Annotated in this window: 9 protein-coding genes; 1 reads left to right on the forward strand and 8 read right to left on the reverse strand. The window is 55.2% G+C overall.

Features of this window, described 5'->3' with window-relative positions:
• Nucleotides 1–372: 372 nt before the first annotated feature.
• Together pgeF and lgt are read right to left on the reverse strand one after the other, a co-directional pair.
• On the reverse strand, nt 373–1161 hold the full coding sequence (gene pgeF, locus NTH01S_RS07650) for a peptidoglycan editing factor PgeF (RefSeq protein WP_068171948.1): 789 nt from the start codon (nt 1159–1161) through the stop codon (nt 373–375).
• Nucleotides 1154–1975, reverse strand: a complete 822-nt coding sequence (gene lgt, locus NTH01S_RS07655) for a prolipoprotein diacylglyceryl transferase (protein ID WP_068171950.1) — start codon at nt 1973–1975, stop codon at nt 1154–1156. The genes pgeF and lgt overlap by 8 nt, the downstream gene beginning before the upstream one ends.
• Before the next feature lie 174 nt (nt 1976–2149).
• Here lgt and NTH01S_RS07660 point away from each other — a divergent pair, with 174 nt between their 5' ends.
• Nucleotides 2150–2437, forward strand: coding sequence for an accessory factor UbiK family protein (locus NTH01S_RS07660; protein ID WP_068171952.1), 288 nt, complete (start codon nt 2150–2152; stop codon nt 2435–2437).
• A gap of 78 nt (nt 2438–2515) precedes the next feature.
• Here the strand turns inward: NTH01S_RS07660 and NTH01S_RS07665 are convergent, their stop codons facing one another.
• The 6 genes from NTH01S_RS07665 to NTH01S_RS07690 form a co-directional block, all read right to left on the reverse strand.
• Nucleotides 2516–4189: an ArnT family glycosyltransferase gene (locus tag NTH01S_RS07665; RefSeq protein ID WP_068171953.1), complete on the reverse strand. Its 1674-nt coding sequence runs from the start codon at nt 4187–4189 to the stop codon at nt 2516–2518.
• 86 nt (nt 4190–4275) lie between these two features.
• The gene (locus NTH01S_RS07670) at nt 4276–5010 is read right to left on the reverse strand and encodes a glycosyltransferase family 2 protein (RefSeq protein WP_068171986.1); all 735 of its coding nucleotides are present in this window, start codon (nt 5008–5010) and stop codon (nt 4276–4278) included.
• A 75-nt stretch (nt 5011–5085) separates the two neighbouring features.
• Nucleotides 5086–5586 (reverse strand): F0F1 ATP synthase subunit B family protein, encoded by a 501-nt coding sequence (locus NTH01S_RS07675; protein WP_068171955.1) that lies wholly within the window; start codon nt 5584–5586, stop codon nt 5086–5088.
• Between the two features lie 11 nt (nt 5587–5597).
• Nucleotides 5598–6170, reverse strand: a complete 573-nt coding sequence (locus NTH01S_RS07680; RefSeq protein WP_068171960.1) for a F0F1 ATP synthase subunit B family protein — start codon at nt 6168–6170, stop codon at nt 5598–5600.
• Between the two features lie 13 nt (nt 6171–6183).
• Nucleotides 6184–6408, reverse strand: coding sequence for an ATP synthase subunit C family protein (locus NTH01S_RS07685; RefSeq protein WP_068171963.1), 225 nt, complete (start codon nt 6406–6408; stop codon nt 6184–6186).
• 65 nt (nt 6409–6473) lie between these two features.
• Nucleotides 6474–6608, reverse strand: a 135-nt coding sequence (locus NTH01S_RS07690) for a F0F1 ATP synthase subunit A (RefSeq protein ID WP_169802061.1), incomplete at its 5' end; no start/stop codon positions are given.

Below are 6608 nucleotides of genomic sequence, written 5' to 3' on the forward strand. Positions count from 1 at the left end.
AGCATTGGGGATTGTTCCGTAATGGGGCTGTAAACCAGCATCGCCCTGTTGTGCTCCTTCAATAAAGACCGCGTTTCGCGCTCATGAACACTTTAAGCGTTAAGGCCGCGATAAAGAACGACCTATATCAAAACCTAACGGCAACGTGATGGAGATGCAAAATAGGGTAAACCGTTTAAAAGGTAAGATTGATCGGTTTTTCATATTTCTGTGGAGATTGTATCATGTAGAGCCTGTGTAGGTGTACCATGAGCAAAGATTTAAGGTGAGCAATTGATAAGCAGGCTATTTGAGACATTTGTCCCAATTCCGTCTGTGTCGGTAAAGAGCGTTATTGTAGGGGTAGGATGTGTGGGGCCTTCTGGTCTGATACTACTTCAACGGGCGAATGGCGGAGACTTGGTGGCCGATATGACCACCGCCGGCAAGGGTTCTGCGGCGGTGACTGAAGAAGCGTTGGTCTGTGAGAGTGTCCACATCAAGACTGTTGACCGTTGTGGCGCCGGCTGCGTGTAGTCGATCTACGCAATAGCCCGATAGATCAAAGAAAAAATGCCCGTCACGTGGTGCGTTGCGAAAGAAACGAGGGCCACGCTCTGGGTCTTGTGTGCAAACGGCGTCATACATATCTGGGCCGGTTTCATAGACATCTTTGCCGATACAGGGGCCGACAGCCGCATGAATGTTGTGAGCACCAATGGCTTTCATAGCGGTGACTACCGCTTCGATCACGCCACCGACAGCGCCCCGCCAACCAGCATGAGCTGCGCCGACAATGTGACCGTCATCTGAGGATAAGAGTAGAGGTCCACAATCGGCTGTGATGGTGCTGATGGCTGTTTCGGGGCAGTCGGTGACGAGGGCATCCCCTTCTGGGCCGCGCCCGGTTGTCCAGAGAGGGGTATCAGCCCGAATGGTGTGGACGATGGCACTGTGGGTTTGCTTGAGGCCTAGAAAACGGGCGGGTTGAACGCCAAGTGTACGGGCGATGCGCGCACGATTTTCAGCAATATGTTCGGGGGCATCTATGGATGAGAGCGAGCCATTGAGGCTGTCAAAGGGGGCTGGTGAGACGCCGCCTAACCGCGTGAAGAAACCATGAGGCACGGGAAGGTGCTCATCACGCAGATACAGTTGGGGGGGGATGATTGTATCAGGCATGAGCTGTGCTCGGTGCTGAACGGTGCCATGCATAGAGGATAATGCTTATCCCCGCGAGGGCCATGGGTATGCAAAGGAGTTGACCCATTGTCGTACCGCCGGGGAGGAAGCCGATATTGGCATCTGGCTCACGGAAGAATTCACAAAAGCTGCGGGCTAGGGCATAGCCCACCAGAAAGAGGCCGGAGAGGAAGCCTGTGCGTTGACGGAGTTTCTCTTGCCCAGCAGCAACCAGCATAACCAGCAGTAACAGGACGCCTTCTGTGAGGGCTTCATACAGTTCTGATGGATGCCGAGCGATGGGGCCGCCAGTGGGGAAAATCATGGCCCATGGTAAGTTCTCCGGTGCGGGACGGCCCCAGAGTTCACCGTTAACGAAATTGGCACAGCGACCGAGACCTAATCCGATGGGAACAACGGGTGCAATCCGGTCAGCAAATGCGAAGAAGTTAATGTTACGCTTCCATGTGAACCAGATCAGCATGAGGATGACCCCCAATGCGCCACCATGGAAAGACATGCCGCCTTGCCATGTTTTGAGAATCTCGATGGGGTGAGAGAAGTAAAAATCTGGACGGTAGAACAGGACATAGCCGAGCCGACCGCCCAGCAAGACGCCGATAATACCGTAGAAGAGAAAGTCATCGACGAGAGCGCTGTTAGCGACGCTGGGTGAAAGGCGGCATAACCGTTTGGCAAGTGGTAGCGCTAAAATAAACGACACCATATAGGCTAGCGCATACCACCGTATGGATAATGGGCCGATATGAAAGGCTACTGGGTCAAAACCGGGGAACAGGAGCGGATGGCTCATGGGGGGGGGACTCCAGTAGTGTGGCCTTATGGAACGGCGATGACCAATTAAAGAATGCCAGCCGTGACGCTGACGAGACTTCCTGTATAGTCGTTCTATCGCTACGAACCAAGCAATACGGACTCGGCCTTTTGAGGTTTTCGGGTATGGGTGTTGTGTTTAGGAGTTGCACGGATGTCGATTAAGGCTCGTTTTTTTGATGATATTGCAGGGCTTGCTGGCAATGCGTTTTCTGCGGCGAATGGTGTACGTGAAGAAATTCACGCAATCGTACGGGCACGCGTCGATGAAGTTCTGAATGGTTTGGATCTTGTGCGTCGGGATGAGTTTGACGCTATTCAGGAAATGGCAGGGCGTGCGCGTTTAGCGCAAGAAGAAGCAGAAGCACGGTTGGCCGGGTTGGAAGAGCGACTGGCGCGTTTAGAAGCTGTGCAGAAGGTTGAGCCATCTGCAGAAGGCTGAATGGTCTTTTACTGAGCGTGTGCTCTATGGATTTAAAAAGGCCTCCCAAGTTCTGGGAGGCCTTTTTTATTGGAGGTGTTAGCGTGGGGCGAAGAGGCCAAGGTCAAGGTGGTGGCCGTTTGAGTAATTGAGGCCAGTGATGCGCCCATACTCTGTGATGTCTGTTCCGGTTGGGGCCAAGGCTTGGCGGAAAGCGGCTTCGTCTTTGTGATCAATGAGCACGAGGCTGCATTGTTTATGCTCTGCTAGGTAACGTGCCGCAGGTTGTGGGCCTAAAAGCTGTGTATTGGGGCCGGATAAGAAAACAAGGCTGGGCTCAGAATAGGATGTTGAGATGAGTGTGCTGTCTGCGCAGGGTTGGACGGTGTGAAACAGTTCTGCCGCGCGTGGTGCAAGGCGAATTGTTTGTAGATTTGGGATTACAGCCAAGAATAGTCCGGCTTGTGTCAGAATGGCGGCTCCCATGACGCAGAAGAGGGCCTGACGGCGCTCGTGTTTGAGAATGAACCAAATCGCGAGCAGCATGAGGGGGAAAGCGCCGCTGAAGCCGATGAGGACACGGATTGAGAGTTTATGCTCAAGATGGGCAAGCAGAATGGTACCCGCAGCACAGAAGGCGAGGCCTATAGCAGCCCATACGGCTCCATAGAGGCCTGCCAGTACCACGCCAATGCGGCTGAGTTTTTCACGCTGCCAGAGTGTGAGGGAGGCGGCGGTGAGAATGGCGATAGCAGGATAGGTTGGTAGAACGTAATGGGGCAGTTTGGTAGCGATGAGCTCAAATACCAGCCAGTGAGGTAGAATCCAGCTGAGAAGAAAGCGGACTTCTGGAAGGGCGCGATGCCGCCAGATGGCAGGGAGTGCTAAAGCGGCAAAGAGTGACCCCGGCCAGAAGGCGATGGCAAAAACGGCTAAGTGGTAGCCTGGGAATAAGCCGTGAGACTCCTGAGCATGTCCGACTTTTCCAAGGAAGTTGTGACCCACAGCAAGAGAAAAGAATTGGCCATGGCTGAGGGTATTGATCGCGATGCACCACGGCAGAACGACTACGAGCATAAGCAGCCAGCCCCATGAAGGGCGCATGCGCTTGAAAAGGCTAGGTTGGGTTGAGCGCTCTTTTGTGAAACGCGCTGAAAGCCAGAAGGCGAGGGGGGTGCCGAGGGCTGGAATCAGGACCACTGGCCCTTTGAGCATGAGGCCGACGCCGCAAGCGAGCCAATAGAGAAGGGCTATTTTGAGGGGCGTGGGACGTGCGTTTTCGCGGTCTTTAAAAGCGCGTAGGAGCGCGGCTTGAACCGTGAGAATATCGAGGAGAAGGACTGTATCGATGGTGGCCATGCGGCTTTCGGCCACGAATAATGTGGACACCATGAGCAAGCTGGCCGCGAGAAGCCCTGTTATGCCGCCAAATAATGTGCTGCCAATCCATGCCGTGAGAGGAACCGCCACGGATGCAGCAATGAGGCTTGGAATACGGTAAGGCCATGTTTCACGCAGGACGTCCGGGCCAAACATGTCTTCTGCGAGCGCTGTTGAGGCGGATTCGAGCCAATAAATGCCCGCAGGTTGAAGGTAACGTGGTTTGTCTTGGAAGCGGACATCAACGTAGTTGTGGGAGAGCAGCATTTGCTCTGATGCTTCCATATAGCGTGGCTCATCCCGGTCTAAGGGGGGGAGAGACATGCGCCCCGGAAGGGCCAAGATGAAGGTCATCAGACCAAGAAAAATGTAGTGGCGGAGTGTTAATGTCATGAAGGCATGTCCAAGTTCACCAGTGGATTTTCTGGTTCAGTCACGCAAAAAAAAGGCAGCGAGAACGCTGCCAATAACGAGCGGTTTCAGTGCTCGATTGTGCGTGACGGGAGGTGGGTCCGATTTTGGAGCCACATAACGCCGAGAAGGTCACGAATACCGACGAGGGCGCGGTTGAGGTTTGTGTATTTTGATTGGCCGTGTAGGCGGGAACGGTGTTGTACCTCGTGGCAGATGAGCGGTGCGCCGTAATGGCCGAGTAAAGCAGGCAAAAAGCGGTGAACGCCCTCAAACTGAGGGATACGCAAGAACATTGCTCGTGAGAAAAGCTTGAGTGGTGCGCCTGTATCGGGGCAGCCGTCATTCAAGAGTTTGACACGCAGACCGTTCGCAAATTTCGTGGCGATACGGCGTGAGAGGCGGTCACTACGTTTGCGGCGTACACCAACGACGAGAGCGGGTGTGCCTTCGGCCTTTTGAGCGAGGGCAAGCATAGTGATGATTGCAGAAGGGTCATCTTGGCCGTCACCATCAATGGTGGCAATCCACTCCCCTTTTGCAGCTTCGATGCCAGTGCGTAGCGCGGCAGATTTTCCAAGGCGCTTAGGGTGGCTGATGATACGAAGCTGAGGCAGGAAGGAGGCGCGGGCTTCAAGGAGTTTCTGCACCGTGCTGTCTGTGCTGCCGTCATCTACTGCGACAACCTCACATGATGGGAGGTGCTCGAGTGTTGCGGCGATTTCCTGACAGACGGGAAGAATATTGTCGGCCTCGTTTAACACCGCCATGACAATGCTGATCGTGAGAGAGCTTTGCGTCATAGGGGGGACCGTAGAAGAGGGCGAAGACCCGGGTGACATTGAAGCATTCTCCCGGGCCTTAGCGGTTGTCATTGTTTAGGCGGCCGCTTTGCGGAGCGATGCTGGCAGAGCAGCAAGGCTTTGATCAACAAGTGATGCGGCAGCTTCTGGGTTTGATGCCAGATGTGATGCGACAACATCACGGGCAGCAGAAATGGCAATGGCCGTAGCGCGGTCACGTACTTCACGCAGAGCAGCGCGCTCTGCAGCTTCGATACGGTCACGAGCTTGGGCTTCGTAACGTTGAGCAGCGTCTTGAGCGTCCTGACGGGCGCGTTCAGCCACGGCGGCAGCTTCAGCTTCCGAGCGGGCGATCATCTGCTTCGTTTCTTCGAGTGTTTTTTCCCGTTCGCGCGTGGCGTCTTCGAGCATTTGCTCGGCTTCGCGGCGCAGGCGGGATGCTTCATCGAGGTCAGCACGGACGCGGTCTGCGCGTGCATCAAGCGTTTGCGTGATGACAGCCCAGAGTTTGCGTCCGAAAATCACGAAGAAAAGGACGAAGGCCAGTGCGGTCCAGAAACGTGGTTCGTGGAACATCATGTCCTCCTTCAGGCTTGTGCCCGTGCGATGGCTTCGGAAATAGCCGAACCCTGTGCTGTGCTTGCGTCTGTACCGATCAGGCGACCGACAACGGTTTGAGCCGTGTGGGTTGCGATTTCTGGCAGGCTTGCAAGAGCAGCGTTACGAGATTGGGCGATACGTTCCTCGGCCTGAGCGATTTCAGCCTCTAAACGCGTTGCGGCTGCTTGGGCATGGGCCTCGGCAGTGGCGCGAGCCTCATTTTGGATACGCTCGACATTGGCACGTGCCTGTGCGGCAGCGTCATGACGTGCTTTCTGAAGCTCAGCGCTGGCCGCATCAGCTTCTGCCTTGGCGCGCCGTGCAACGTCCAGATCATTCTGGATGCGGTTACGGCGGTTTGTCAGAACCCGTTCAACCTTTGGAAGGGCTGAGCGGCTAAGGACGAGGTAGAAGCCAATGAAGATGGCGGCACCCCAGACGACCTGGCCAATGACGAAATGGTCATTGAAGCGGAGCTGGGGCATGCCCGCAGCCACAGCTTGGCCCGGCACGGCCGCCAGCATAGCGGCGAACAGGAAAAAGCGTGGCATGCGGTTCATTGTGACCCTCGACTTAGGAGAACAGGATCAGGAATGCGATCAGCAGGGCGAACAGTGCAACAGCTTCTGTCAGCGCGAAGCCGAGCATGCCGAGGCCGAACACGTTTGCACGTGATGCAGGGTTGCGGCCGATGGTGCTGACCAGCGTTGAGAAGATGTTGCCGATACCGACGCCGACACCTGCCAGAGCGATAACTGCCAGACCGGCGCCGATTTCACGAGCTGCTTGAACGTCCATGTTAGAGTTTCCTTAGAAGGCGGTTGGAAGAGAAACGAATATGCTGAGGTTATTGCGCGCTAAAATTAGTGCTCAACAGCCTCGCGCAGGTAGATGCAGGTGAGGATCGCGAAGACATATGCCTGCAACAGGCCTACCAGCAACTCAAGAGCCATCAGTGCGATGTTGAACACCACTGGAGCGATGGCAATGACGTGACC

Origin of the sequence: Neokomagataea thailandica NBRC 106555, from assembly GCF_001598495.1 — a bacterium.
Taxonomy (GTDB): Bacteria; Pseudomonadota; Alphaproteobacteria; order Acetobacterales; family Acetobacteraceae; genus Gluconobacter; species Gluconobacter thailandicus_A.

Excerpts from the sequence above, each read along its gene's own strand:
- pgeF (WP_068171948.1), bottom strand. The coding sequence starts at position 1,161 with ATGCCTGATACAATCATCCCCCCCCAACTGTATCTGCGTGATGAGCAC.
- lgt (WP_068171950.1), bottom strand. The coding sequence starts at position 1,975 with ATGAGCCATCCGCTCCTGTTCCCCGGTTTTGACCCAGTAGCCTTTCAT.
- NTH01S_RS07660 (WP_068171952.1), top strand. The coding sequence starts at position 2,150 with ATGTCGATTAAGGCTCGTTTTTTTGATGATATTGCAGGGCTTGCTGGC.
- NTH01S_RS07665 (WP_068171953.1), bottom strand. The coding sequence starts at position 4,189 with ATGACATTAACACTCCGCCACTACATTTTTCTTGGTCTGATGACCTTC.
- NTH01S_RS07670 (WP_068171986.1), bottom strand. The coding sequence starts at position 5,010 with ATGACGCAAAGCTCTCTCACGATCAGCATTGTCATGGCGGTGTTAAAC.
- NTH01S_RS07675 (WP_068171955.1), bottom strand. The coding sequence starts at position 5,586 with ATGTTCCACGAACCACGTTTCTGGACCGCACTGGCCTTCGTCCTTTTC.
- NTH01S_RS07680 (WP_068171960.1), bottom strand. The coding sequence starts at position 6,170 with ATGAACCGCATGCCACGCTTTTTCCTGTTCGCCGCTATGCTGGCGGCC.
- NTH01S_RS07685 (WP_068171963.1), bottom strand. The coding sequence starts at position 6,408 with ATGGACGTTCAAGCAGCTCGTGAAATCGGCGCCGGTCTGGCAGTTATC.